This is a genomic window from Streptococcus sp. 1449 (genome assembly GCF_013276805.1).
GTDB lineage: Bacteria > Bacillota > Bacilli > Lactobacillales > Streptococcaceae > Streptococcus > Streptococcus pseudopneumoniae.
The window spans coordinates 138592-165288 of sequence record NZ_VMLS01000010.1; the positions used below are offsets into that span (position 1 = coordinate 138592).

23 protein-coding genes, 1 other RNA gene and 1 pseudogene are annotated in these 26697 nt (G+C 39.4%); 14 read left to right on the forward strand and 11 right to left on the reverse strand.

Annotated features, from left to right (window positions below; all coding sequences use genetic code 11):
• Window positions 1-155 precede the first annotated feature (155 nt).
• Together HT687_RS03410 and pepC are read left to right on the forward strand one after the other, a co-directional pair.
• Window positions 156-878, forward strand: coding sequence for a pseudouridine synthase (locus tag HT687_RS03410; protein ID WP_054388081.1), 723 nt, complete (start codon window positions 156-158; stop codon window positions 876-878).
• A 111-nt stretch (window positions 879-989) separates the two neighbouring features.
• A complete protein-coding gene (gene pepC / locus HT687_RS03415) occupies window positions 990-2324 on the forward strand; it encodes an aminopeptidase C (protein ID WP_023935613.1) in 1335 nt (444 codons plus the stop codon).
• Between the two features lie 161 nt (window positions 2325-2485).
• Here the strand turns inward: pepC and HT687_RS03420 are convergent, their stop codons facing one another.
• The 4 genes from HT687_RS03420 to adhP form a co-directional block, all read right to left on the reverse strand.
• A complete protein-coding gene (locus HT687_RS03420) occupies window positions 2486-3397 on the reverse strand; it encodes a PTS system mannose/fructose/sorbose family transporter subunit IID (protein WP_000136861.1) in 912 nt (303 codons plus the stop codon).
• A 23-nt stretch (window positions 3398-3420) separates the two neighbouring features.
• Window positions 3421-4224, reverse strand: a complete 804-nt coding sequence (locus HT687_RS03425) for a PTS mannose/fructose/sorbose transporter subunit IIC (RefSeq protein WP_000022715.1) — start codon at window positions 4222-4224, stop codon at window positions 3421-3423.
• A 27-nt stretch (window positions 4225-4251) separates the two neighbouring features.
• The gene (locus HT687_RS03430; protein WP_000021972.1) at window positions 4252-5241 is read right to left on the reverse strand and encodes a PTS sugar transporter subunit IIB; all 990 of its coding nucleotides are present in this window, start codon (window positions 5239-5241) and stop codon (window positions 4252-4254) included.
• A gap of 235 nt (window positions 5242-5476) precedes the next feature.
• Window positions 5477-6496 (reverse strand): alcohol dehydrogenase AdhP, encoded by a 1020-nt coding sequence (gene adhP, locus HT687_RS03435; RefSeq protein WP_023935615.1) that lies wholly within the window; start codon window positions 6494-6496, stop codon window positions 5477-5479.
• Between the two features lie 204 nt (window positions 6497-6700).
• Between adhP and HT687_RS03440 the strand changes: the two are divergent.
• From HT687_RS03440 to HT687_RS03450, 3 genes and pseudogenes are all read left to right on the forward strand, one after another.
• Window positions 6701-7747, forward strand: a pseudogene (locus HT687_RS03440) (IS630 family transposase).
• A 116-nt stretch (window positions 7748-7863) separates the two neighbouring features.
• Entirely contained in the window at window positions 7864-9843 is a 1980-nt protein-coding gene (locus HT687_RS03445; protein WP_172924082.1) for a peptide ABC transporter substrate-binding protein, read from the forward strand.
• 121 nt (window positions 9844-9964) lie between these two features.
• Window positions 9965-11313, forward strand: a protein-coding gene (locus HT687_RS03450; RefSeq protein WP_172924083.1) for an IS3 family transposase whose coding sequence is annotated in 2 segments (ribosomal slippage) — window positions 9965-10406 and window positions 10406-11313 — 1350 coding nt in all. Because the reading frame shifts where the segments join, the coding sequence is not laid out codon by codon here.
• Window positions 11314-11450: 137 nt separating this feature from the next.
• On the opposite strand, the gene pbp1a is transcribed toward HT687_RS03450, so the two are convergent.
• Window positions 11451-13646: a penicillin-binding protein PBP1A gene (gene pbp1a / locus HT687_RS03455; protein ID WP_023935616.1), complete on the reverse strand. Its 2196-nt coding sequence runs from the start codon at window positions 13644-13646 to the stop codon at window positions 11451-11453.
• Entirely contained in the window at window positions 13643-14239 is a 597-nt protein-coding gene (recU, locus tag HT687_RS03460; protein ID WP_000248778.1) for a Holliday junction resolvase RecU, read from the reverse strand. Before recU ends, pbp1a begins: the two co-directional genes overlap by 4 nt.
• A 427-nt stretch (window positions 14240-14666) precedes the next feature.
• On the opposite strand from recU, the gene HT687_RS03465 reads away from it, so the two are divergent.
• Window positions 14667-15047: a hypothetical protein gene (locus HT687_RS03465; protein WP_023935617.1), complete on the forward strand. Its 381-nt coding sequence runs from the start codon at window positions 14667-14669 to the stop codon at window positions 15045-15047.
• Window positions 15048-15803: 756 nt separating this feature from the next.
• On the opposite strand, the gene HT687_RS03470 is transcribed toward HT687_RS03465, so the two are convergent.
• A complete protein-coding gene (locus HT687_RS03470) occupies window positions 15804-16388 on the reverse strand; it encodes a VanZ family protein (protein WP_000725526.1) in 585 nt (194 codons plus the stop codon).
• A gap of 67 nt (window positions 16389-16455) precedes the next feature.
• Between HT687_RS03470 and HT687_RS03475 the strand changes: the two genes are divergently transcribed.
• The 8 genes from HT687_RS03475 to cbpJ all read left to right on the forward strand — a co-directional run bounded on the left by HT687_RS03475 (window position 16456) and on the right by cbpJ (window position 23752).
• Window positions 16456-16983 (forward strand): DUF1273 domain-containing protein, encoded by a 528-nt coding sequence (locus tag HT687_RS03475; RefSeq protein WP_023935618.1) that lies wholly within the window; start codon window positions 16456-16458, stop codon window positions 16981-16983.
• A 69-nt stretch (window positions 16984-17052) separates the two neighbouring features.
• Window positions 17053-17394, forward strand: coding sequence for a cell division regulator GpsB (gene gpsB, locus HT687_RS03480; RefSeq protein WP_000146532.1), 342 nt, complete (start codon window positions 17053-17055; stop codon window positions 17392-17394).
• Window positions 17395-17414: 20 nt separating this feature from the next.
• Window positions 17415-17795: RNase P RNA component class B (rnpB, locus tag HT687_RS03485), an RNA gene on the forward strand.
• A gap of 83 nt (window positions 17796-17878) precedes the next feature.
• Window positions 17879-19036 (forward strand): class I SAM-dependent RNA methyltransferase, encoded by a 1158-nt coding sequence (locus HT687_RS03490; protein WP_000711366.1) that lies wholly within the window; start codon window positions 17879-17881, stop codon window positions 19034-19036.
• A 12-nt stretch (window positions 19037-19048) separates the two neighbouring features.
• Window positions 19049-20455 carry a mid-cell-anchored protein MapZ gene (gene mapZ, locus HT687_RS03495; RefSeq protein ID WP_000039262.1) on the forward strand — a complete coding sequence of 469 codons (1407 nt, stop codon included), beginning with the start codon at window positions 19049-19051 and terminating at the stop codon, window positions 20453-20455.
• Window positions 20456-20530: 75 nt separating this feature from the next.
• A complete protein-coding gene (gndA, locus tag HT687_RS03500) occupies window positions 20531-21955 on the forward strand; it encodes an NADP-dependent phosphogluconate dehydrogenase (RefSeq protein WP_000158778.1) in 1425 nt (474 codons plus the stop codon).
• An 11-nt stretch (window positions 21956-21966) separates the two neighbouring features.
• Window positions 21967-22656 carry a response regulator transcription factor gene (locus HT687_RS03505; RefSeq protein ID WP_000518020.1) on the forward strand — a complete coding sequence of 230 codons (690 nt, stop codon included), beginning with the start codon at window positions 21967-21969 and terminating at the stop codon, window positions 22654-22656.
• Window positions 22657-22753: 97 nt separating this feature from the next.
• Window positions 22754-23752 (forward strand): choline-binding protein CbpJ, encoded by a 999-nt coding sequence (gene cbpJ, locus HT687_RS03510; RefSeq protein ID WP_023934050.1) that lies wholly within the window; start codon window positions 22754-22756, stop codon window positions 23750-23752.
• Between the two features lie 118 nt (window positions 23753-23870).
• Here cbpJ and HT687_RS03515 read toward each other — a convergent pair whose 3' ends face one another.
• The 4 genes from HT687_RS03515 to HT687_RS03530 all read right to left on the reverse strand — a co-directional run.
• Window positions 23871-25103: an MFS transporter gene (locus HT687_RS03515; RefSeq protein ID WP_023935619.1), complete on the reverse strand. Its 1233-nt coding sequence runs from the start codon at window positions 25101-25103 to the stop codon at window positions 23871-23873.
• Window positions 25104-25145: 42 nt separating this feature from the next.
• Complete coding sequence (locus HT687_RS03520) at window positions 25146-25733, reverse strand: lanthionine synthetase LanC family protein (protein WP_031233470.1); 588 nt, start codon at window positions 25731-25733, stop codon at window positions 25146-25148.
• Window positions 25633-26022 (reverse strand): lanthionine synthetase LanC family protein, encoded by a 390-nt coding sequence (locus tag HT687_RS03525; protein ID WP_191995398.1) that lies wholly within the window; start codon window positions 26020-26022, stop codon window positions 25633-25635. Before HT687_RS03525 ends, HT687_RS03520 begins: the two co-directional genes overlap by 101 nt.
• A gap of 445 nt (window positions 26023-26467) precedes the next feature.
• On the reverse strand, window positions 26468-26697 hold a 230-nt coding region (locus tag HT687_RS03530), incomplete at its 5' end, for an IS3 family transposase (RefSeq protein ID WP_050967138.1).

Below are 26697 nucleotides of genomic sequence, written 5' to 3' on the forward strand. Positions count from 1 at the left end.
ACACTGTTTTGAGGTTGAAGATAGAACTGACGAAGTCAGTAACATATATACGGCAAGGCGACGTTGACGCGGTTTGAAGAGATTTTTGAAGAGTATGAAACGAAAAGGAGGTAGGTCATTGTACTATCCTCCTTTTGATATGATATAATAGTTCTATGAGATTAGATAAATTTTTAGTTGCCTGTGCGGTGGGAAGTCGGACTGAGGTCAAAAACTTGCTCAAGGCTGGGCGCGTGACTGTAAATGGTAAAAAAGAAAAATCAGCTAAATTGCAGATTGATGAAGAAAGAGATGAGATTCGCTTTGATGGGCAAGTGTTGGAGTATGAGGAGTTTGTCTACTATATGATGAACAAGCCCCAAGGAGTTATCTCAGCGACTGAGGATCCCAAGCACAGAACCGTTCTGGACTTGTTGGATGATATTGCTCGGAGCAAGGAAGTTTTCCCAATAGGGCGCTTGGATATCGATACGCATGGACTCCTGCTCCTGACCAATGACGGTCAGCTTGCCCATGCTCTTCTTTCACCCAAGCGTCATGTGGATAAGACCTATCTGGCTCAGGTCAAGGGAATTATGACACAAGAAGATGTGGAGATATTTGCCAAGGGTATTCCTCTCAAAGACTTTACTTGTCAACCCGCTAGACTGGAGATTCTTTCCACAGATGCAGAAAAGAATCAGAGCCAAATCCGTGTGACTATTGCAGAAGGAAAGTTTCATCAGGTCAAGCGTATGGTGGGCTACTGTGGCAAGGAAGTGGTGGACTTGCAACGATTGACTATGGGAACTTTAGTATTAGATGAGAACCTGGAACGAGGGGAATGGCGTCGCTTGACCAAGGAAGACTTAGAAATTCTCCTTGCTAGTATTGCTTAATTTGATTTATATTTGAAAAAGGTGAGGAAGAATGTCCTTGCCTTTTATGTTTTTTAGTTGCTTCCTTTGTGAAAAGAGTTATAATAGACTGTAGAATAAAAGGAGGAATCTATGAACGCGATTCAAGAATCATTTACTGATAAACTATTTGCCAACTATGAAGCAAATGTAAAATACCAAGCGATTGAAAATGCTGCTAGCCACAACGGAATTTTTGCAGCTCTGGAACGTCGCCAAAGCCATGTAGACAACACACCTGTTTTCTCATTGGATTTAACCAAGGACAAGGTCACTAACCAGAAAGCGTCTGGTCGTTGCTGGATGTTTGCGGCTCTCAACACTTTTCGCCACAAACTCATCTCGCAATACAAATTGGAGAACTTTGAGTTGTCACAAGCCCACACTTTCTTCTGGGACAAGTATGAGAAATCAAACTGGTTCTTGGAGCAAGTCATTGCGACTGCAGACCAAGAATTGACGAGCCGTAAGGTTAGCTTCTTACTCCAAATACCACAACAAGATGGTGGTCAATGGGATATGGTCGTTTCCCTCTTTGAAAAATACGGTGTCGTGCCTAAGTCAGTTTATCCTGAGTCTGTTTCATCTAGTAGCAGCCGTGAGATAAATGCAATCCTTAACAAATTGCTGCGCCAAGATGCTCAAATCTTGCGTGACTTACTAGCTTCTGGCGCAGACCAAGCGACTGTTCAAGCTAAGAAAGAAGACCTCTTGCAAGAGATCTTTAACTTCCTTGCCATGTCACTAGGACTACCACCACGTAAATTTGACTTTGCTTATCGTGATAAGGATAATAACTACCAAAGCGAAAAAGGTATTACTCCACAGGAATTTTACAAGAAATATGTCAATCTTCCTTTAGAAGACTACGTTTCTGTTATCAATGCTCCAACTGCTGATAAACCATACGGTAAATCTTACACAGTTGAGATGTTGGGAAATGTCGTTGGTAGCCGTGCGGTTCGTTACATCAACGTTCCAATGGAGCGCTTGAAAGAATTGGCGATTGCCCAAATGCAAGCAGGTGAGACTGTTTGGTTTGGTTCTGATGTTGGCCAGCTCAGCAACCGCAAAGCTGGAATCCTTGCGACAGATGTTTATGACTTTGAATCAAGCATGGACATTAAACTTACTCAAGACAAGGCTGGACGTTTGGACTATAGCGAAAGCTTGATGACCCACGCCATGGTCTTGACAGGTGTTGACTTGGACGAAAATGGTAAATCAACCAAGTGGAAGGTTGAAAACTCATGGGGAGACAAGGTCGGTACAGATGGTTACTTTGTTGCCTCAGACGCTTGGATGGACGAATACACTTACCAAATCGTTGTTCGTAAGGAATTGCTGACAGCAGAAGAACAAGCTGCCTATGGAGCAGAACCAATCGTACTTGCACCTTGGGATCCAATGGGAGCCTTGGCAGAATAATACTCTTCGAAAATCAAATTCAAACCACGTCAGCTTCGCCTTGCCGTACTCAAGTACAGCCTGCGGCTCGCTTCCTAGTTTGCTCTTTGATTTTCATTGAGTATAAAAGCCTAGAAAAAAGGAATCAGATTTTAGAACCTGGTTCCTTTTTAGTTGCTTGATTACATGATGTGAAGAACATGTGCCACAATACCCACTGCGAAGAGGGCAAGGATAATAGTGATTGGAGATACTTTTTTCTTAAGTAAGTACATGCAAAGTAAAGTAAGGAGTAGTCCTGATAATCCAGGAATCAACATATCCAAGTTTTGTTGGAAAGTAGTAACTTTTTCAGGAGTTTGAGACAATCCTTGTCCTACTTGTGCGAATGCTTCTTGGATACCTTTAGACCCTTCTGGCAATTTATCCCAATGGATATAAGCCTTTTCATCTAGTTGAACTTTAGAAACATCGAAAGCAAATTTAATATTTACCCAACGTTGAACAAGGACAGCAAGAATGAACATCCCAAGGATAGAAGCTCCTTTAGTGATATCTTGAAGGATACCACCAGACATATCTTTGGTGATTTCTGATCCAGCCTTATATCCAATCTCTTGAACATACCACAAGAATGACATACGAATCAAGTTCCATGCAACAAAGAAGAGGAGTGGACCCAAGATATTGCCAGTAAGGGCAAGTGAAGCACCGAGAGATCCAAGGATTGGGCGTACTGTAAACCAGAATACTGGGTCACCGATACCAGCAAGAGGTCCCATCATACCGATTTTAACCCCTTGGATAGCAGCGTCATCGATTTCCACACCGTTAGCACGTTCTTCTTCAAGCGCAAGAGTAACCCCCATGACTGGAGCAGCTACGTATGGATGAGTGTTGAAGAACTCAAGGTGACGCTCAAGAGCAGCGATTTGATCTTCTTTTTTAGTATAGAGTTTTTTGATAGCTGGAATGAGTGTATAAGCCCAGCCCAAGTTTTGCATCCGTTCAAAGTTCCAAGACCCTTGTAAGAAGGTTGAACGCCACCAAACTTTTTTACGATCTGATTTAGTTAATTGAAGTTTTTCAGTCATGATGTTTTCAGTCCTTTCTTATCTTAGTAGTCTTCTAGGATATCGCCGATTGGGTCGTTAGAAGTTGCGGCTCCTCCGCCACCATTTCCACCAGTTTTAGAAAGGTGAAGGTAGATAAGAGCGATAGCAACACCGATAGCACCGAATCCGATTAGAGTAATATCTGACACAGCAGCGAGAACGAAACCAAGAGCGAAGAATGGCCATACTTCACGAGTTGCCATCATGTTGATAACCATGGCGTAACCAACGGCAACGACCATACCACCACCGATAGCCATACCATCTTTGAGCCAGTCTGGCATGGCACTAAGGATACTTTGTACAGTTTCAGTTGGTACCATAAGGAGAAGAGCTGCAGGAAGCGCGATACGAAGTCCTTGGAAAAGTAGCGCAATGAAATGCGCACGCTCCACAGCGCCGAAGTCACCTTTTTTAGCGGCAGCATCTGCAGTATGAACCAAACCAACTGAAATTGTACGAACAATCATTGTCAAGAAAAGTCCAGCTACGGCAAGAGGGATAGCAACCGCTTGGGCAACACCGATACCAGTCTTGGTAAAGTCACCACCAAGAACCATGATAATGGCAGCAGCGACAGAAGCAAGTGCAGCATCAGGAGCGATAGCAGCACCGATATTTGACCAACCAAGGGCAATCATTTGAAGCGATCCACCGAGGATAATCCCTGCTTCCAAGTGACCTGTTACAAGCCCAATAAGGGTACAGGCTACAAGTGGTTGGTGAAATTGGAACTGGTCGAGGATGCCTTCAAGACCTGCAAAGAAGGCTACAACGACTACTAAAACCATAGAAATAATAGACATGTTTAAAATCCTTTCATAAATAATGGCTTATTTGACATTGGCTTTGTTAATCAAGTCAAACAAATCTTTTTTAGAATCATTCGGTACTTTACGGACATCAAATTCAACACCCAAGTCACGCATTTTTTCAAATGTAGCAACATCTTCTTTGTCCATCGACAAAACGGTATTGACCAATGTTTTACCTGTTGAGTGAGCCATAGAACCAACGTTAAGAGTCTTGATTGGCACGCCGCCTTCGATGGCACGAAGGGCATCTTGAGGTGTTTCAAACAAGATAAGGGCATGTGTTTCTCCAAAACGTGGGTCTTTTGAAATCTCAATCAGTTTTTGAATTGGAACCACGTTAGCCTTGACATTACCTGGAGCTGCTTGTTTAATCAATTCTTTACGAAGGTCGTCTTTAGCCACGTTATCTGAAGCAACGATGATACGATTTGCTTTTGAATCTGGAGTCCAAGCAGTTGCAACCTGACCGTGAAGTAGACGTGTGTCAAGACGGGCAAGATTGATTTTCAATTTACCGTCTCCGATAACAGTTCCTTCTGGGATAGCAGCTTGGGCAACTGGAGCAGCTGCAGCGCTTGCAACTTCTTCAACTGGATTTAGCTCTTCTGGAAGAGCTTTGATGCCATCTTTGGCTTCTTTAATGATATTAGCAGCGACTTTTTCTACACCTGCAGCAGCGTCCATGAGGCGCTCTGTGTAGGCTTGAATCAACATCGGTAAGTTAAGTCCTGTGATGATGGCAAACTTACGCTCAGGATTTTCTCCCATCACGCGACTAGCTTGGTTAAATGGAGAACCACTCCAAAGGTCAGCCAAAACTAGAACCTCATCTTCTGCGTCAAATGCAGCAACAGCGTTATTAAACTTAGCGTATAGATCATCAGGACCTTCATTTGGCATAAAGGTCACAACTTGAACCTTTTCTTGTTCACCAAAGATCATAGATCCTGACTGATGAATACCCGCAGCAAATTCGCCGTGGCTCGCAATAATGATTCCGATACTCATTATTGTCATTCCTCCTTTTTTGTTTTAGTTTTCATTTAAGAAAACTTTAAGACTGTTTAAGTATAAACCGTTTTCATGTAAAAAGCAACTATTTATCATAAAAAATTAAAAAAACTTTTACTTTTGGATGTTGATATATTGAGTTTTTTGAGGAGTAATATTGAATCCACATTTAAAAATTTAATATAAAAAAGTTGAAAGAAGCTTCCAACTTTTAAAATAGGTTTCTATTAGATTAGTGGGTGAAGTCGAGTACCATACGTCCTTGGATTTGACCTTTTTCCATTTCGTCGAAAATGGCTACGGCATCTTCTATTGGACGTTTTTGAACAACTGGAACTACTAAACCTTCTGCACCGAATTGGAAGGCTTCTTCCAAGTCTTTACGAGTTCCTACAAGAGAACCGATGACTTGGATTCCATCTAGAACGGTTTTTACGATGCTAAGTTCCATCATTTCAGAAGGAAGACCAACAGCGACTACGCGACCACCAGCACGAACTGAGTCAACAGCCTGATTGAAGGCAACTTTAGACACAGCAGTTACGACAGCTGAGTGAGCACCTCCATCAGTTTTTTCCTTGATAAGTCCAGGTACATCTTCAACTTCGAGGCCGTTAATAACAATGTCAGCGCCTACTTCTTTTGCAAGGGCAAGTTTGTCATTGTTGATATCAACTGCGATAACATGAGCATTGAATACTTTTTTAGCATATTGAACAGCTAGGTTACCAAGTCCACCAGCACCGTAAAGAACAACCCATTGGCCTGGTTCAACTTTGGCTTCTTTAATAGCTTTATAGGTTGTTACACCAGCACATGTGATAGAAGAAGCTTGGGCTGGATCAAGTCCGTCAGGAACTTTAACAGCATAGTCAGCAGTTACGATACATTGTTCAGCCATACCACCGTCTACTGAGTAGCCAGCATTTTTCACTGTACGGCAAAGGGTTTCGCGACCAGTTGTACAGTATTCGCAAGTGCCACATCCTTCAAAGAACCAAGCAACGCTGACGCGGTCACCGACTTTAAGGCTTTTCACATCTGGAGCAATCTCTTTAACGATACCGATACCTTCGTGGCCAAGAACACGTCTTGGGACTTGACCAAAGTCACCATGAGCAACGTGGAGGTCGGTGTGGCAAACGCCACAGTATTCAACTTCTACAAGTGCTTCCCCAGTTTCAAGTGGACGGAGCACTTTTTCTTCAACAGCAACACCAGTGCTTTCTGGATTTACAACAACAGCTTTCATAGCTATCCTCCTTGATATTGACCGAGAACAGGGACAACGGGACTGGATTGATTTTGTGTCAACAGAGTCGAGTATGACGAGCTCTCTTGTATTTATATGTGAAGTATATCACAAAAGAAAGCCTTTTTCCAAGGTTTTGGAGGCAAAAAGTAGAACAATCGATTAATACTAAGCTAAAATCAAAAAGCACTATATAATAGTAATATGAAATCAACTAAAGAAGAAATCCAAGCTATCAAAACACTTTTAAAAGACTCTAGTACAGCTAAATATCATAAACGCCTTCAAATCGTTCTATTTCGTCTGATGAGTAAATCTTATAAAGAGATTATAGAGCTTTTAGACTGTAATCAAACAACGATTTGGCCAACTGTAAAAAAATATGAGGAGTTCGGACTCGATTCTCTCCTTCAAGAAACACGTGGTGGTCGTAACCATCATATATGACAGTTGAGGAAGAAAAAGCCTTTCTTGCTCGCCATTTGAAGGCTGCAGAGGCAGGAGAATTTGTTACAATTGATGCCTTATTTCAGGCTTATAAAAAGGAGTTAGGTCCTTCCTACACACGTGATACCTTCTATCAACTGTTGAAGCGCCATGGTTGGCGAAATATTATGCCACGTCCAGAACATCCTAAGAAAGCAGACGCTCAAACCATTGTCGCGTCTAAAAATAAAATCTCAATTCAAGAAGAAAAGAAAGCGCTTTAAAACCAGTAGACGTTTTCGTAAGGTTCGCTTGATGTACCAAGATGAGGCTGGTTTCGGTAGAATCAGTAAACTGGGATCTTGTTGGTCTCCAATAGGAGTAGGTCCACATGTCCATAGTCACTATATACGAGAATTTCGCTATTGTTATGGAGCTGTTGATGCCCATACAGGCGAATCATTTTTCTTAATAGCTGGTGGATGTCATACTGAGTGGATGAACGCCTTTTTAGAAGAGCTTTCACAAGCTTATCCATATGATTATTTTTTACTCGTTATGGACAATGCTATATGGCATAAATCAAGTACCTTAAAGATTCCGACTAATATTGGCTTTGCATTTATTCCTCCATACACACCAGAGATGAACCCCATTGAACAAGTGTGGAAAGAGATTCGTAAACGTGGATTTAAGAATAAAGCCTTTCGAATTTTGGAAGATGTCATGAATCAACTTCAAGATGTTATACAAGGACTGGAGAAGGAGGTGATAAAGTCCATCGTTAATCGGAGATGGACTAGAATGCTTTTTTGGCATAAATGAACAATTTTATTTTTCAGAATATATCAAATATAACAAATAACTCTTAAAATTCAGAAAATTCTATTGACAGAACTTGAAAAAGGGTCTATAATGAATAAAAAACAAAGGAGAATGCTATGAAAACAAGAAAAGTATTGGCTCTTGTGGGAGTAACTTTATTAGCAGCTGGTGTTTTAGCTGCTTGTTCTGGGGGTTCAGGCGCTCAAGGTGAAAAGACCTTTGCGTTTACCTACGAAACACATCCAGATAATCTCAACTATTTGACAACTGGTAAGGCAGCAACTTCTGAGATTACTAGTAATGTGATTGATGGATTGCTTGAAAATGATAAATACGGGAACCTTGTTCCTTCATTGGCAGAAGACTGGTCAGTTTCTAAGGATGGCTTGACTTATACTTATAAGATTCGTCAGGACGCCAAGTGGTATACATCTGAGGGAGAAGAGTACGCTCCTGTTAAGGCTCAGGACTTTGTGACAGGTCTTAAATATGCAACAGATAAGAAAGCGGATGCTCTTTACTTGGTACAGGATTCAATCAAAGGTCTGGATGCCTATGCAAAAGGTGAAATCACAGACTTTGCTCAAGTTGGGATTAAAGCCCTTGACGATCAGACAGTTCAATACACCTTGAACAAACCTGAAACTTTTTGGAATTCTAAAACAACTATGGGTGTGCTTGCGCCAGTCAATGAAGGGTTTTTGAATTCAAAAGGGGATGATTTTGCCAAAGCTACGGATCCAAGTAGTCTCTTGTATAATGGACCTTATTTGTTGAAATCCATTGTGACAAAATCCTCTGTTGAATTTGCGAAAAATCCGAACTACTGGGATAAGGACAATGTGCATATTGACAAGGTCAAATTGTCATTCTGGGATGGTCAAGATACTAGCAAACCTGCAGAAAACTTTAAAGATGGTAGCCTTACAGCAGCTCGTCTCTATCCAACAAGTGCAAGTTTCGCAGAGCTTGAGAAGAGTATGAAGGACAATATTGTCTATACTCAACAAGACTCTATTACGTATCTAGTTGGTACAAATATTGACCGTCAGTCCTATAAATACACATCTAAGACCAGCGACGAACAAAAGGCATCGACTAAAAAGGCTCTCTTAAACAAGGATTTCCGTCAGGCTATTGCATTTGGATTTGACCGTACAGCCTATGCCTCTCAGTTGAATGGACAAACTGGAGCAAGTAAAATCTTGCGTAATCTCTTTGTGCCACCAACATTTGTTCAAGCAGATGGTAAAAACTTTGGCGATATGGTCAAAGAGAAATTGGTCACTTATGGGGATGAATGGAAGGATGTTAATCTTGCAGATTCTCAGGATGGTCTTTACAATCCAGAAAAAGCCAAGGCTGAATTTGCTAAAGCTAAATCAGCCTTACAAGCAGAAGGTGTGACATTCCCAATTCATTTGGATATGCCAGTTGACCAAACAGCAACTACAAAAGTTCAGCGCGTCCAATCTATGAAACAATCCTTGGAAGCAACTTTAGGAGCGGATAATGTAGTCATTGATATTCAACAACTACAAAAAGACGAAGTAAACAATATTACATATTTTGCTGAAAATGCTGCTGGCGAAGACTGGGATTTATCAGATAATGTCGGTTGGGGTCCAGACTTTGCCGATCCATCAACCTACCTTGATATCATCAAACCATCTGTAGGAGAAAGTACTAAAACATATTTAGGGTTTGACTCAGGGGAAGATAATGTAGCTGCTAAAAAAGTAGGTCTATATGACTACGAAAAATTGGTTACTGAAGCTGGTGATGAGACTACAGATGTTGCTAAACGATATGATAAATACGCAGCAGCCCAAGCTTGGTTGACAGATAGTGCCTTGATTATTCCAACTACATCTCGTACAGGGCGTCCAATCTTGTCTAAGATGGTACCATTTACAATACCATTTGCATTGTCAGGAAATAAAGGTACAAGCGACCCAGTCTTGTATAAATACTTGGAACTTCAAGACAAGGCAGTTACTGCAGATGAATACCAAAAAGCTCAAGAAAAATGGATGAAAGAAAAAGCAGAATCCAATAAAAAAGCGCAAGAAGAACTTGCCAAACATGTCAAATAAAACAAAAAGAGACTGAGTCAAAAGTCCTAAAAATAAGAAAAACGCATAGTATCAAGGTACAATTCTGAACTGCACCCCAAAAGTTAGACAGACAAAATCTAACTTTTGGGGTATTTTTATTATGAAATTAACTTATGATGATAAAGTTCAGATCTATGAACTTAGAAAACAAGGATATAGCTTAGAGAAGCTTTCAAATAAATTTGGGATAAACAATTCTAATATTAGGTACATGATTAAATTGATTGATCGTTACGGAATAGAGTTCGTCAAAAAAGGAAAAAATCGTTACTATTCTCCTGATTTAAAGCAAGAAATGATTGATAAAGTCATACATGAAGGCTGGACTAAAGATAGAGTTTCTCTTGAATACGGCCTCCCAAGTCGTACGATACTTCTTAATTGGCTAGCACAATACAGGAAAAACGGGTATACTATTGTTGAGAAAACAAGAGGGAGAGTACCTAAAATGGGACGTAAGCCAAAAACGAGACCTGAAGAGAGGACAGAATTAGAACGTCTTCAAGCAGAAAATGAGTACCTGAGAGCGGAGAATGCCATCCTAAAAAAGTTAAGAGAACTCCGATTGAAGGAGGAAAAAGAGAAAGAAGAAAGACAGAAATTGTTCAAGAATTAATGACTGAGTTTTCGTTAGATCTTCTTTTAAAAGCCATTAAACTAGCTCGTTCGACCTACTACTATCACTTGAAACAGCTAGATAAACCAGATAAGGACCAAGAGCTTAAAGCTGAAATTCAATCCATCTTTATCGAACACAAGGGAAATTATGCTTATCGTCGGATTTATTTAGAACTAAGAAATCGTGGTTATCTAGTAAATCATAAAAGAGTTCAAGGCTTGATGAAAGTACTCAATTTACAAGCTAAAATGCGACAGAAACGAAAATATTCTTCTCATAAAGGAGATGTGGGTAAGAAGGCAGAGAATCTCATTCAACGTCAATTTGAAGGCTCTAAAACAATGGAAAAGTGCTACACAGATGTGACAGAATTTGCCATTCCAGCAAGTTCTCAAAAGCTTTACTTATCACCAGTTTTAGATGGCTTTAATAGCGAAATTATCGCCTATAATCTTTCAACTTCACCCAACTTAGAACAAGTAAAAACGATGTTGGAACAGGCCTTCACAGAGAAACGCTACGAGAATACGATTCTCCATAGTGACCAAGGCTGGCAATACCAACACGATTCTTATCATCAGTTTCTTGAAGGTAAGGGAATTCAAGCATCCATGTCACGCAAGGGCAACAGCCCAGACAACGGTATGATGGAGTCCTTCTTTGGGATTCTGAAATCGGAAATGTTTTACGGTTATGAGAAGTCGTTTCAGTCGCTTAAGCAATTGGAACAAGCTATTGTAGACTATATTGATTACTACAACAATAAACGAATTAAGGTAAAATTAAAAGGACTTAGTCCTGTGCAGTACAGAACTAAATCCTTTGGATAAATTAATTGTCTAACTTTTGGGGTCAGTACAGAAAAGCCTTGGTCGTATGCGTTTTATTATGGGAAAATGTACTTGACCTCTGTATTTCATTTTGAAAATGACAAAATCCTGAGTTTAGAGTTCTCAGGATTTTTCGTTTACTGTTGTGGTTGTTGTTGAGGGGTCTGTGGAGCTGGAGTTTGATTGGCTCCGGGTGTATTTGGCGCTTGGTTTTGACCATTGGTACTAGCATCAGGACTTGTGGCTGGTGCTTGATTTTGACTATTATTACTAGCATCAGGACTTGTAGTTGGTGCTAGGCTAGTAGAGCCTTCTGTACTTGTTGAGGAGTTTTCGGTTGAAGATGATTGGGATGTTGTTTCAGTCCAAGTCGGTCTTGCTCCATTTTGGAAAACAAACTGCCCATTTCGATAGATACCATCTGGTATATTCCAATCCTCTGGATTGCTTCCTTCAGACAGGTAGGTCATCATAGAGCGGTAAACTTTGGCAGCGACCGTAAGGTCATTGCCTACAAGTGGTGTCAGACGGTTAGAATAGCCTGTCCATACAGCCATTGAATATTTACGCGTATAGCCAGCAAATAGTTCATCAGGTGCTACAAACTGAGAGGTCTTGATGTGGTTTTCAATTTCCTCGTCTGTATAGTTAGAGGTTCCTGTTTTACCAGCCTGAGGGAGCCAAGCAAGATAGGCATTTCGTCCAGTTCCATAAGTCAAGACTGTTTTCATCATGTCGGTCATCATATAGGCTGTCGTTTCCTTCATGGCACGAGTTCCGACATTAGAGAGCTCTTTTTCACTCCCATCACTAAAGACGACTTTATGGATATACATTGGCTTATAGTAAGTTCCACCATTTGCAAAGGCAGCGTAAGCAGCAGCCATCTTTTCACTACTTGCTCCATATTTTTTGTCTGATTCGGTTGTGTTACTTGAAATGGCATTTGAGTAGTGAAGACTTGGGTAGTCGATTCCGAGACCATTTAGGAAAGTCTTGGCGCGGTTGAGTCCGACCTTGTTTAGCGTTTCCACGGCTGGGACGTTTCGCGATTGTTGCAGGGCGTATTGCAAGGTGATGTTGCCAAAGTAGCCCCTATCCCAGTTATAGACAGGGGTATCTGTCCCAGGATAGTTATAGGGCTCATCGTGAACGATAGTAGCAGTTGAATCGTAGACACCGTACTCCAAGGCAGGAGCATAGTCTGTGATCGGTTTCATAGTTGATCCCCAGTCGCGGTTTGTTTCCACTGCTTGGTTAATTCCGAAGGAAACATTACTTGACTGATGTCGTGCTCCTAGCTGGGCAATGACTTTACCGTTAGAAACATCGACAATGGTAGAAGCGACTTGCAATTCATCGTCTGGATAGGCAACGTATTCGTCTGTATTGTAAATATCCCACAGATGTTTTTGAGCTTCTTGGTCTACATTTGTGTAGACATCCATCCCAGTTGTGAGCAGGTTATAGCCTGTTTCTTCTTCAACTTGATTGATGACTTCCTTGAGGTAATTATCCATGTAAGCAGGGTAATTACTTGCTGATTTGAGACTTTGTAGTCCATCAGTAATTGGTGTGTTGACTGCTTTCTCATACTGTTCAGCAGAGATGTAGCCTTGATTTTTCATTTCAGATAAGACCAAGTTTCGGCGGTTTTGGGCTGCTTCTGGATGTGAATAGGGGTCATATTGGTTTGGTGCCTGAGGCATTCCAGCCAGCAAGGCTAACTGAGGTAAACTTAAATTATTGAGGTCTTTACCATAGTAGTTTTGAGCGGCTGTCTGCATTCCATAGTTGCCATTAGACATGTAGACCTTATTTATATAGTAGGTCAAGATTTCTTGCTTGGTTGCTTTTTGTTCTAACTGAATCGCTAACCAAGCTTCCTGAGCCTTACGAGAAATAGTCTGGTCGGAAGTCGAGGTTGAAAAGTAAGTCAACTTAATCAACTGTTGGGTGAGAGTTGATCCACCTTGGAGGGAATTGCTTTGCAGATTGCGCAAGAAAGCTCCCAGGATACGGATGGTATCAATCCCCCTGTGGTCGAAGAAGCGATGGTCTTCGATAGAAACGATTGCCTTAACCAAATCTGTGGGAATATCATTAGCTTGGGCATTGACGCGGCGTTCAGAACCCAAGTCGGCAATGAGTTGATTTTTATTGTCGTAGATTTTACTAGAAGTTGTTGCAACTAGTTTACTCTCGGATAGGCTAGGAGCCTTGCTAACGTAGTAGAAAAAAACTCCTCCGCCTAAGACGATGGTTGCGATAACCAAGCTTAAGAAGCTAATGCCCAGATACTTGATTAGGCGCAGAATCGTTGGTTTGTTCATCTTGTTTTACCACCTAATAAATATTCTTTGATAACATTGAGATAAGGAATTTGAGGGAAGGCACTAGCCTTGATTTCATATCCATATTCTCGAATATATCCAAGTGGCATTGATTTTTGTCCCTTATCTTGATGATAGAAGCGAATCAAATCGAATGCCGGCAATAAGTAGGTTTCTTGCTGAGAAGAAAAGTGAAGAAGGACAAAGCAGATTCCTTGTTGGGCAAGGACTTGTTCCATATGCTGAATCTGATGTGGATGAAAATTTTTCATCGGAATCGCACGTTTTTGTTTTGTTTCCTTGGCTTCAAAGTCGATGTAATATCCATTATAAACGCCAGAATAGTCCGTCGTTGAAGCTTGTCGAAAATAGGCTTCAACAATCTTGGCACGACTTCGTTGTGGATAGTCCACTCGTACGATTTGAATAGGGGTTGGTTTCTTGTGTATAACAGCCAAGCCCTGAGACAAATAGTAGTCGTTGGTAGCATTGATCATCTTTTCAAAAGACATTCCTCGATTTGCGAAATTTTTGGGTTGAGAAAGAGATGTTTGTCTTTTTTGTGATGAAAGTTTATGTGGATAGTTGACCATAATTCTCCTTATTGGTGCAATAATATCACTTTATTATACCATAAATTTGCACAGAAAGGGTTAAAAATGACTATAGCTTTTATCACAAGATATTTTTTCGCTTCATTCATATTCAGTTGGATCCTTTTCATATGACTATTCTACCAAATGGGATATTTTCACGTTCGATTTACTAAAGACATTATCACATTCGAATCACAACGTAGTATAAAAAATATAAATATCATTTGATTTAATTTTATAAATGTTATATAATGATGTCGAAAGCGCTTTACAAACAAGATATAATCTAGAGTCGTAATTATATAGGCTTGATTTTAGCTTTATTGTTTTATTGATTCGGAAGATTCTTCTAGTAATTAACTACAGACTGATTAAACTTGGGATTGAAATTATCTCCATACTTATATATTTTGAAGGAATCTCTATGAAAGACATTATTCGGATACTATCTATTGGCTTTTTATGGATTCTGTTGATAGCAAATGTAGTGCATGCAGCAACTGCGATTACTTATAATGGACAGGGAATAAGAGGTAAATATTCAATACAAGCTTGGTACACTAACCGTAGAAGAACCTATACTGTTAATCATAACCAAACTCCTAGACCTGGGAGTGGGAACGTAGGGTTTAGAGTTTCTGTTGTGAGTCGTTCATGGATTGGTGGTAAAATATATGCATCATCTGTTTATTATGGAAAAACTAGTGGAACAATTAGTGTTGATCTAAATTCAGGTACTTATGGATTATATTTCAATACTGAGGATAGAGGTTTATATAATATTTCAGGTAGTGTGACTTATTAATTGAGTATTTATTTGGATAAGTCTTTTATTAACTATTTTATAATTTTTTAGTTTAATACTCTTCCTTACTAATCATATCAATTGGTTTTTATAGTAAAATGAAACTAGAATAGTACAACATAATTTCTAAAGCATTGTTAGAAATTAATTTGAATGCCTCAAATGATTTATCCTCATCTTATTTCAATTTACTATAGTTTCTTTGTGAGTTTTGATGTAGAAAAGTATTTTGTGATGGATTATAAAGATTGAATAGATATAAGTTATTTTAAAACATACTTTTAAAGAGAATTTGGTAATAATAAGTGAATTATTATCAATTAAAAATAAGTTTGGTAAAAAATCTTTACAATCAGAAAAACCGAATATTATCACGATTTTAAAATCTTTGATCATATACGGTTTATTATTGAAATATTTGTTTTCTCTTAAAATTGATGCTTTTATAAAATTAAAAAGCAATATAGGTAGTAGATATTTTCATAGATTTGTTACTGATTTTGTCAGTATTATCTACAACCTCAAAAAAGGATACTATTCAAACTGTGCTTAGTTCTTTTGTTTTCTGTTTACTATGAGTTTTCACCTGGCCTTCTTTAAAATCAAAGTTTACATGTTTTGTTGACAGTTTGCGTAATAAACATCGGAGTTTAAATATATACTTTAAACAAATGCCTATCATTAGTACATATTATAAAAAATGATGCTCTTTCTGATTTTAAAGGAATGTAAATAGAATATCTAAGATTTGTAGTTTTATTTTATGTAATGAATTATCTTTTTTCCTAATCTGCTATCATGGATATTGCTTCCAATTATAAAACCTATTGTGTTTGTAAATATATCTCCTATATCAAAGAATCCGAGATGAAATACATATTGTGAGGTTTCTATTATTGTTATGAAAAAGATAAAACGCATGACTGTTTTAAAATTAAATTTAAATAATCCTCCTATTGGGATAAAAATTACAATATTTAAAAGAGGAATTGTTGAATCAATTAAAAGTGAATCTTTGATAAACTCAACGAGATTAAAGTTAACTCCCTGAATACCTAAATTTTTAAAAAGTAGCGAATAAACAAGAATTAAACAGTAAAGAAAATAAGATATTCTTATCAATCTAGTATCAAGTCTGTGCGTATAGCTAGATCTTAGGAAAGTGAATAAAAACAATGTTAGAATTAGAATGATGAATAGAGGTCTCCAGAAATCAGAGCCACCGGTAGGAAAACTAAAGATAGAGATGAATTGGAAGTAAAGGTATTCCATAAAAAACCATCTACAAATTAGGAAGGAAATAGCTAAATTTAAAAAATCAAGTATATATATTTTTTTCATTTTATAATCTCCTAAATTTCATTTATATACCATATTATATCATAAATTTGCACAGAAAGGGTTAAAAATGGCTACAGCTTTGGTTTTAGGCTATTCTGCTTTTGATTTGGGTTTGTTTTCTGACAAGGATCCTCGTCTTAAATTGATTAAAAAAGCGATACGTAAAGATTTAGAGGCTATGGCAGCAGATGGGGTGTCTTGGCTTGTATTTACAGGGACTTTAGGCTTTGAATATTGGGTTCTAGAGGTTGCGCAGGAGATGAAAACCGAATATGGTTTTCAGTTGGCCACCATTTTTGCTTTTGAAACCCATGGGGAAAATTGGAATGAAGCCAATCAGATGAAACTGAGCCGTTTTAAGCAGGTAGACTTTGTCAAATATGCTTATTCTCGCTATGAACACAAGGGGCAGTTAAGAGATTATCAGCAGTTTTTACTGGAAAATACGAATAGCTCCTATCTTTTTTATGATGAAGAAAATGAAACGAAATTAGCTTATTTTTACCAAAAGATGAAAAATCAAGAGGACTATTTTATAAAGAGATTAACATTTGATCAATTAAATGAACTTGCTGAAAATTTTTCCGAAAATTGAAGCTTTGACCTTGATTTTTGTTTGCCTTTTTTTATATAATAATACTAGCAATCGAGAATGGAGAGAGACATGGCAAGTATTATTTTTTCAGCAAAAGATATTTTTGAACAAGAGTTTGGGCGTGAAGTCCGTGGCTATAGTAAGGTAGAAGTTGATGAGTTTTTAGACGATGTCATCAAGGACTATGAAACCTATGCTGCCTTGGTCAAGTCACTTCGTCAGGAGATTGCGGATTTGAAGGAAGAATTAACTCGTAAACCGCAAGTGAGCTCGGCTCCAAGTCCTAGTCACCCAGATCCAATTGATGTGGCTGCTTCATCTTCTATGACGAATTTTGATATTTTGAAACGCTTGAATCGTCTTGAAAAAGAAGTATTCGGTAAACAAATTTTAGACAATACTGATTTGTAATTCAGGTCTTGTTACATGCAATTTTTGGATAATCGCGTGAGGAGAATTGCTTCTCATGAGGAAAGTCCATGCTAGCACAGGCTGTGATGCCTGTAGTGTTTGTGCTAGGCGAAACCATAAGCCTAGGGACGAGAAATCGTTACGGCAGTTGAAATGGCTAAGTCTTTTGATAGGTCAGAGTAGGCTTGAAAGTGCCACAGTGACGGAGTCTTTCTGGAAACGGAGAGAGTGGAACGCGGTAAACCCCTCAAGCTAGCAACCCAAATTTTGGTCGGGGCATGGAGTACACGGAAACGAACGTAGTATTCTGACTGCTATCAGCTGGAGCTGTTAGTGGTAGACAGATGATTATCGAAGGAAGTGGTCCTAGTCACTTCTGGAACAAAACATGGCTTATAGAAAATTGCATATAGGTTGGGGCTGAGAAATTTTCTCAACCTCATTTTTTAAAGTGAACAAAAGAAAGGTCTTACAAGACTGTAACATGAAAAAAGAATTTAATTTAATTGCAACTGCGGCAGCAGGACTTGAAGCTGTTGTAGGACGAGAAGTGCGAGAGTTGGGCTACGATTGTCAGGTTGAAAATGGTCGTGTTCGTTTTCAAGGAGACGTGAGAGCTATTATCGAAACCAACCTCTGGCTTCGGGCAGCAGATCGTATCAAAATTATCGTAGGAACGTTCCCAGCTAAGACTTTTGAAGAGCTGTTTCAGGGAGTTTTCGCCCTAGATTGGGAAAATTATTTACCACTTGGAGCTCGGTTCCCGATTTCAAAAGCCAAATGTGTTAAATCTAAACTTCACAATGAGCCCAGTGTTCAGGCTATTTCTAAGAAAGCTGTTGTCAAGAAATTGCAGAAACACTATGCTCGCCCAGAAGGTGTTCCTCTGATGGAGAATGGCCCAGAGTTTAAGATTGAGGTCTCTATTCTCAAAGATGTGGCAACTGTCATGATTGATACGACAGGATCCAGTCTCTTTAAACGTGCCTATCGTACGGAAAAGGGTGGGGCTCCTATCAAGGAAAATATGGCAGCAGCTATTTTGCAACTCTCTAACTGGTATCCAGACAAGCCTTTGATTGATCCGACCTGTGGTTCGGGGACTTTCTGTATTGAGGCAGTTATGATTGCTCGAAAGATGGCACCAGGACTTCGTCGCTCTTTTGCCTTTGAGGAATGGAACTGGATTAGTGATCGCTTGATTCAAGAAGTGCGTACAGAAGCGGCTAAAAAAGTAGACCGTGAGCTGGAACTGGATATTATGGGCTGTGATATTGATGCTCGCATGGTGGAAATTGCTAAGGCCAATGCTCAGGCAGCGGGTGTTGTAGGAGACATTACTTTTAAGCAGATGCGCGTGCAGGATTTGCGTTCCGATAAAATCAATGGTGTAATCATCTCCAATCCGCCTTACGGGGAGCGTTTATCAGATGATGCAGGGGTGACCAAGCTTTATGCTGAGATGGGTCAAGTATTTGCACCACTGAAAACTTGGAGCAAATTTATCTTGACTAGTGATGAAGCCTTTGAAAGCAAGTATGGTAGCCAAGCAGATAAGAAGCGTAAGTTATACAACGGAACCTTGAAAGTGGATCTGTATCAATATTTTGGTCAGCGTGTCAAACGGCAAGAGGTAAAATAGAAAGGGATACTCATGAGTAAAAAAAGACGAAATCGTCATAAAAAAGAAGGTCAAGAACCGCAATTTGATTTTGATGAAGCAAAAGAGCTAACAGTTGGTCAAGCTATTCGTAAAAATGAAGAAGTGGAAGCAGGAGTCTTGCCTGAGGATTCCATTTTGGACAAGTATGTTAAACAACACAAAGATGAAATCGAAGCAGATAAGTTTGCGACTCGCCAATACAAAAAAGAGGAGTTAGTTGAAACTCATAGTCTGGATGATTTAATTCAAGAGATGCGTGAGGCTGTAGAGGAGTCAGAAGCTTCTTCGGAGGAAGTTCCATCTTCTGAAGACATCTTACCACCCTTGCCTTTGGACGATGAGGAGCAAGGCTTGGATCCTCTATTGCTAGAGGATGAAACTCCAACAGAAATGACTGAAGAAGTGGAAGAGGAGCAAAACCTTTCTCGTCTGGATCAAGAGGACTCAGAAAAGAAAAGTAAAAAAGGCTTTGTTTTGACCGCTTTGGCGCTTGTATCAGTGATTATCTGTGTCAGTGCTTATTATGTCTATCGTCAAGTGAATCGCTCGACCAAGGAAATTGAAACTTCTCAATCAACTACAGCCAATCAATCAGATGTGGATGATTTTAATACACTTTATGACGCCTTCTACACAGATAGTAATAAAACGGCTTTGAAAAATAGCCAGTTTGATAAACTGAGTCAACTCAAAACCTTGCTTGATAAACTGGAAGGTAGTCGTGAACATACGCTAGCCAAATCTAAGTATGATAGTCTAGCAACGCAAATCAAGGCCATTCAAGATGTCAATGCTCAATTTGAGAAACCAGCTATTGTGGACGGTGTGTTGGATACCAATGCCAAAGCCAAATCGGATGCTAAATTTACGGATATTAAAACTGGAAATACGGAGCTTGATAAAGTGCTAGATAAGGCTATCAGCCTTGGTAAGAGCCAGCAAACAAGTACTTCTAGCTCAAGTTCAAGTGAAACTAGTAGCTCAAGCACTAGTCAAACAAGCTCAAATACGACTAGTGAGACAAGCCCAAGTAGTTCAAATGCTGCCTCAAATGAGACTAGAAGTTCTCGTAGCAAAGTCAATATGGGCGTATCAAGTGCGGGTGTTGCTGTTCAAAGAAGTGCCAGTCGTGTTGCCTATAACCAGTCTGCTATTGATGATAGTAACAACTCTGCCTGGGATTTTGCGGATGGTGTCTTGGAACAAATTCTAGCGACTTCACGATCACGTGGCTATATCACTGGAGACCAATATATCCTTGAACGTGTCAATATCGTTAACGGCAATGGTTATTACAACCTCTACAAGCCAGATGGAACCTATCTCTTTACCCTTAACTGTAAGACAGGCTACTTTGTCGGAAATGGCGCTGGTCATGCAGATGACTTGGACTACTAAGCAGTCGTTACAAAATTCTTTCTTTTCAAAAGTAAAAATGATAAAATAAAATAAATGAAACAAGAGGAGTGTCAAATGACAAAAGCTAACTTTGGTGTCGTAGGTATGGCCGTAATGGGTCGTAACCTTGCCCTTAATATTGAATCTCGTGGTTACACAGTTGCTATTTACAACCGTAGTAAAGAAAAAACGGAAGATGTGATTGCTTGCCATCCTGAAAAGAACTTTGTACCAAGCTATGACGTTGAAAGTTTTGTAAACTCAATCGAAAAACCTCGCCGTATCATGCTGATGGTTCAAGCTGGACCTGGTACAGATGCTACTATCCAAGCCCTTCTTCCACACCTTGACAAAGGTGATATCTTGATTGACGGCGGAAACACTTTCTACAAAGACACCATCCGTCGTAATGAAGAATTGGCAAACTCAGGTATCAACTTTATCGGTACTGGGGTTTCTGGTGGTGAAAAAGGTGCCCTTGAAGGGCCGTCTATCATGCCTGGTGGACAAAAAGAAGCCTACGAATTGGTTGCAGATGTTCTTGAAGAAATTTCAGCTAAAGCACCAGAAGATGGCAAACCATGTGTGACTTACATCGGTCCTGATGGAGCTGGTCACTATGTGAAAATGGTTCACAACGGTATCGAGTATGGGGATATGCAATTGATCGCAGAAAGCTATGACTTGATGCAACACTTGCTTGGCCTTTCTGCAGAAGACATGGCTGAAATCTTTACTGAGTGGAACAAGGGTGAATTGGACAGCTACTTGATCGAAATCACAGCTGATATCTTGAGCCGTAAAGACGATGAAGGTCAAGACGGACCAATCGTAGACTACATCCTTGATGCCGCGGGTAACAAGGGAACTGGTAAATGGACTAGCCAATCATCACTTGACCTTGGTGTGCCATTGTCGCTAATTACTGAGTCAGTATTTGCTCGCTACATTTCAACTTACAAAGAAGAACGCGTGCATGCTAGCAAGGTTCTTCCAAAACCAGCTGCCTTCAAATTTGAAGGAGATAAGGCTGAATTGATTGAAAAAATCCGTCAAGCCCTTTACTTCTCAAAAATCATCTCATACGCACAAGGTTTTGCGCAATTACGTGTAGCTTCTAAAGAAAATAACTGGAACTTGCCATTTGCAGACATCGCATCTATCTGGCGTGATGGCTGTATCATCCGTTCTCGTTTCTTGCAAAAGATTACAGATGCTTACAACCGTGATGCAGACCTTGCCAACCTTCTTTTGGATGAGTACTTCTTGGATGTTACTGCTAAGTACCAACAAGCAGTGCGTGATATCGTAGCTCTTGCAGTTCAAGCTGGTGTGCCAGTACCAACCTTCTCAGCAGCTATTACTTACTTTGATAGCTACCGTTCAGCTGATCTTCCAGCTAACTTGATCCAAGCGCAACGTGATTACTTTGGTGCCCACACTTACCAACGTAAAGACAAAGAAGGAACCTTCCACTACTCTTGGTATGACGAAAAATAAGTAGGTCTGCCATGGGGAAACGGATTTTATTACTTGAGAAAGAACGAAATCTAGCTCATTTTTTAAGTTTGGAACTCCAAAAAGAGCAATACCGAGTTGATCAGGTTGAGGAGGGGCAAAAAGCCTTCTCCATGGCTCTTCAGACAGACTATGACTTGATTTTATTGAATGCTCATCTGGGGGATATGACAGCCCAGGATTTTGCAGATAAGCTGAGTCGAACTAAGCCAGCCTCAGTCATCATGATTTTAGATCATTGGGAAGACTTGCAAGAAGAGCTGGAAGTTGTTCAGCGTTTTGCAGTTTCATACATCTATAAGCCAGTCCTTATCGAAAATCTGGTAGCGCGTATTTCGGCGATCTTCCGAGGTCGGGACTTCATTGATCAACACTGCAGTCTGATGAAAGTTCCAAGGACCTACCGCAATCTTAGGATAGATGTTGAACATCACACGGTTTATCGTGGTGAAGAGATGATTGCTCTGACTCGCCGTGAGTATGACCTTTTGGCGACACTTATGGGAAGCAAGAAAGTTCTGACTCGTGAGCAGTTGTTGGAAAGTGTCTGGAAGTATGAAAGTGGGACCGAGACAAATATCGTAGATGTCTATATCCGTTATCTACGTAGCAAGCTTGATGTAAAAGGTCAAAAAAGCTACATTAAAACCGTGCGTGGTGTTGGTTACACCATGCAAGAATAGAAAAGCAGTTGCAGTTGTGTAACTGCTTTTTTGAGGAGTTTTTATATATTGACATGCAGTCGGGTCTTTGCTACAATCGTTTTAGGAGGGTATATAGATGAAAATTTTGAAAAAAACTATGCAAGTTGGACTGACAGTATTTTTCTTTGGTTTGCTAGGGACCAGTACAGTATTTGCAGATGATTCTGAAGGATGGCAGTTTGTCCAAGAAAACGGAAGAACCTACTACAAAAAGGGGGACCTCAAAGAAACCTACTGGCGAGTGATTGATGGTAAGTACTATTATTTTGATTCTCTATCTGGAGAGATGGTTGTCGGCTGGCAATATATCCCGTTTCCATCTAAAGGTAGTACAATTGGTCCTTACCCAAATGGTATCAGATTAGAAGGTTTTCCAAAGTCAGAGTGGTACTACTTCGATAAAAATGGAGTGCTACAAGAGTTTGTTGGTTGGAAAACATTAGAGATTAAAACTAAAGACAGTGTTGGAAGAAAGTACGGGGAAAAACGTGAAGATTCAGAAGATAAAGAAGAGAAGCGTTATTATACGAACTATTACTTTAATCAAAATCATTCTTTAGAGACAGGTTGGCTTTATGATCAGTCTAACTGGTATTATCTAGCTAAGACGGAAATTAATGGAGAAAACTACCTTGGTGGTGAAAGACGTGCGGGGTGGATAAACGATGATTCGACTTGGTACTATTTAGATCCAACAACTGGTATTATGCAAACAGGTTGGCAATATCTAGGTAATAAGTGGTACTACCTCCGTTCCTCAGGAGCAATGGCCACTGGCTGGTATCAGGAAGGTACCACTTGGTATTATTTAGACCAGCCAAATGGCGATATGAAAACAGGTTGGCAAAACCTTGGGAACAAATGGTACTATCTCCGTTCCTCAGGAGCAATGGCAACTGGTTGGTATCAAGATGGTTCAACTTGGTACTACCTAAATGCAAGTAATGGAGGTATGAAGACAGGTTGGTTCCAGGTCAATGGCAAATGGTATTATGCCTATGGTTCAGGTGCTTTGGCAGTGAATACGACCGTAGACGGCTATTCTGTCAATTATAATGGCGACTGGGTTCGGTAATGACAGGGTGCTTATAATTATATTAGAACACTCGCTTAATCAAAGAAGTGACTTTGTTGTACTTGACCTGACGATTGGGGAGATTAAAAAGCATGTGAAATCTACACATGCTTTTTTGTTAGTTATGAGTGTTGAACTTGACTAACCATTGACAAAAGATAAGAGCAATCAAAATAAGATACAAAAATATCAATGCTAACTGCACCGAAACGCCCGATGCTATGGATAGGGCTAATAGGGAGAGCAGGGACGGGGCGAGAATGTCCACTGTGCTCAGAGCAGAGCCCACCGTCCCCATCTTGTCACTGGGGATATAGGCAAAGACAGCTGCTTGTAGGCGAGGGCTGAGAATGCCTATAATCGTAGAACTGATGAAACTGGTCATGAAAATTACGATATAGGCTTGATAAAGGATACTAGTTATTAGAGCCAATAGGGAAATCTCACAGAAAACCAAGAGGTGCGTGAAACGGATATTTTTAAATAGATTACTGCTGGTCATATTGCCAAGGATAGCTCCACAAGACATGATGATGGAGAGCAGGGCGAGGAGTTGCCCAATGCTTAGTTGTGCTAGTGTTTGTTGGATGAAGCGGAGGGCAATCAGCCGAGGGGACACATCCAAGATGGCAATCATACTGGTCGTCAGAAACAGTAGTATGACGGTATCTTTTAACCTCAGGAGCACAGCCAGCGATTGTTTAAGATGTTGAAAATATTTCTTAAAACTCAGTGCTGTATGTGACATTTCAATCCTTTTTTCAACCTCATACAAGGTATGTCTAATAACATACAGGCCCAAAAAGGCAATGACAAAAGTCAGAGTGTTGATAAGGGAAATAGTTTGAATACTTATAACATTGATAAGGAATGCGCCAGCCAGATTGGCGACAATGCGGACAACCCTCATCAGAGACTGCCTAAACCCCATGGCATCATGCAGGTCGTCCTTAATTACACTGATGTAGAGGGCGTTCATCATGTAGGCAGACAGGTAGCTCAAGGTGTCAGAGATGAGGTTGATGATGACAATCATAATGACTGAAACTAATGAAAAGGGCGACAAGACGAGAAATACTGTCAAAATAGCGTAGAGCAGGATTTTGATTTTGGCAATCCAGAGTGCGTGTTTGACTCTATTTTCTTGAAAATCTCCTAGAATCCCGAGAAAGAGTTGCGATAGTAGGGGAACCATCTCTGAAATGGAAATCAGTAAAATCGCTAGCGGAGCGAAATTGTACTGAGCCACATAATTGATAATGGCGAGGTAGAAAATACTGTCGCCGAATGATGAAAAACAGCTGTTTAGCAGCAACTGTCTATATATGTTGTTTGTCCAAAATAATTTCATACATTTCTCCTTATGTCTGCACATCGAATGGGAATTTATTATTTAATAGACACCAATATACCCCATGCTTCCTATTCCGAAGTCAAACAAATCTGCTTTACCACTATCTCCTTGAAACATCAGTAAACCGTGATCATCTCGTTCAGAACATGCTAAAATTACCTGTTGGATTTTTTTCATCAGTAATTTGTTTTGATTGTAGACAGTGGTTTGTAGTAAGCTAGTTATTCCGTGGCAATATCCTGTCATCATTTTTAGATGATGGTTAAAAACAAATTCTTGATATTTACTAATAATATCTTTGTTTCCGTCACAATCGTACATACAAAGATATAAGATTATTCCGGAAATTCCTTCGCACCAAGAAAGTTGTAAATTTCCTAAATTTTCAGTATTAGAAGTAACTTTTTCTAATAATTTTTTTAATTCAGCATGGAATATATGGAGATCATTATAGAACATAGAAGGTTCTAAGACTTTAGAATAGGCAAATAAAGCATATGCAATTTCACAATATCCATGAGCAAAGCTATAGTCTAAAATGCTTTCTTTGGCTGTATCTCTTTGTAGGAAATAATGATAAATTTCCCCATATACTATTGTGGATGAAAGTTTTAAGAGTATTGTCATTGGTAAATTGATAGTATTTTATTAATGGTAATAGGACACCAGATTTTCCCAATGCAAAGTCTATTTCCTCTAGAGTATCATAATTCTCTATTAATTTCTTAGCGGTGACGTTTGCTAATTGTAGATAGTATTGATTTTTACTGATAGAAAATAAATGTAGGAGTAACCATAGATAGCCTGCATCACCAAATAGCAGTGAGTATTGATATTCATATGTGTGTGTCGTTCTAATTGTCACTGCCTTCTTGATGATAGAGAGTATTTTAGAATCCAGTTCTGGGGGGGGCAATTTATTTAGAGGAAACAGTAGTCCAGCTATTCCGTGTTGGAATGATAAATTACTTACGAAATTTCCAAATTCTGTTGAAGAAGTAATCCTTCCTTCAGAATTTACAGTTTTATCTAGTAAAAATCGTAGAACACTATTACATTCCGTTTTGTAATCATATTTATGTTCCTCTATTTTTTTAATTTTGACTAAATTATTTGTTTGACTTAAATTTAGTAGGTATTGTAACCAAAATAGTTGCTCATCTGTGAGCTGACCTTGAGTATGTGATAGTTCTAGTAATTGAATAGGATCCTTTAGTTAGATTCGATCAATCCATAACATAACAACATTTTTAGGACAACTTGTCAAATATTAGTATATATTTTTACATCTTGAATTGTCAAATTAAGTGCATAACTTTCCCGTTCGATATGTACTGACCCCCAAAAGTTAGACAATTAATTTATCCAAAGGATTTAGTTCTGTACTGCACAGGACTAAGTCCTTTTAGTTTTACCTTAATTCGTTTATTGTTGTAGTAATCAATATAGTCTACAATAGCTTGTTCCAATTGCTTAAGCGACTGAAACGACTTCTCATAACCGTAAAACATTTCCGATTTCAGAATCCCAAAGAAAGATTCCATCATGCCGTTGTCTGGGCTGTTGCCCTTGCGTGACATGGATGCTTGAA